Here is a 255-nt window from a genome sequence, read left to right as displayed (position 1 = left end):
TTTGTGGCAGCGGTTGCTTGTCGGAGCCGGTTTGCAGGATGGTGCGCACGGACCGCTGGGTTGGCGCGCCAATCACGAGTGCGCGCTGGCACGCCGCTTCCAGCCTCTCCTTGCCGTATTTGCGCGATAGCGACAGCAGGCCCAGGCACGCGCGGTATCCCATTTCTGGGTGCGGACGGTTCGTCAGCAAATGCCTGACGACCGCCTCGGCGCTGACGCCGATCGATGCGCCCCAGTTCAGCAACCGGCTCGGTG

1 pseudogene is annotated in these 255 nt (G+C 65.9%); it reads right to left on the bottom strand.

Annotation, left to right across the window (positions count from 1 at the left end):
- A pseudogene (locus VSR34_RS39220) lies at positions 1 to 255 on the bottom strand (IS21 family transposase); the annotation flags it as partial.

Origin of the sequence: Paraburkholderia sp. JHI2823 (assembly GCF_038900695.1) — a bacterium.
Classification (GTDB): domain Bacteria; phylum Pseudomonadota; class Gammaproteobacteria; order Burkholderiales; family Burkholderiaceae; genus Paraburkholderia; species Paraburkholderia mimosarum.
The sequence above is the reverse complement of the archived record's forward strand: the minus strand, read 5'-3'. Positions and strand labels throughout refer to the sequence as shown.